Raw genomic sequence first — 681 nt, 5'->3', positions numbered from 1 at the left:
GATAAATTATTAAACTTCTTGGTTAAGTGGGCTTGATGCCAAGCGGCACCATCCACCACTATAACGGCGTGTCGTCCCTTTGGAACTTTTTGGGATATCAATGCTAAGTGCTTTTCCATTACATCCATATTCATCAATGGAGCGATTAGTGCTTCGGTATCCCCTGTTGCCGGACAAACCGCACCAAAAAGATAAGCATACTCAAACTGCTGTTGCTTAACCGCTCTTGGCCTCGTTCCTTTTGTTGCCCAGAGCCTTGTCGTTGTATTCTGCTAACTGTTTAGGATGTCTAGAGCGGCTCGTTATCCATGAAAAACCTAGCTGATGAAGCAGTCGATATACATTAGAAATGCCATAGTTGAGTTTAAATTCTCGTTCAATATAGTGAACAAGTGTTTGTGCGTTAAGCCTACCACCACTTTCTTTAATACTATTGTTGCGAACGTACTCGCTTAGTTGAATAAGTTGAGCCTCATTTAAACGTGAAGGGCGACCCGTGCGAGGTTTTTTTTTAATCCTTCGAGTCCTTGAGCATAAAACCGGTTAAGCCAACCATTAATACCAATTCCGATAATTAACTGTTCAACTTTGCCCAGTCCCTTCTGCATAGAGATAAGACCCGTTCTGTATCCGCTATGAAGTTGTTCCATGCAATAGAACACTTATCCACTATATCCTCAT

General features: G+C 42.0%; 1 pseudogene. It reads right to left on the bottom strand.

The features are described from left to right. Positions 1-507 (bottom strand): annotated as a pseudogene (locus tag H4J59_RS19225) (winged helix-turn-helix domain-containing protein); the annotation flags it as partial. Between the last annotated feature and the right edge of the window lie 174 nt (positions 508-681).

Origin of the sequence: Colwellia sp. MB02u-10, assembly GCF_014077185.1 — a bacterium.
GTDB lineage: Bacteria > Pseudomonadota > Gammaproteobacteria > Enterobacterales > Alteromonadaceae > Cognaticolwellia.
The sequence above is the reverse complement of the archived record's forward strand: the minus strand, read 5'-3'. Positions and strand labels throughout refer to the sequence as shown.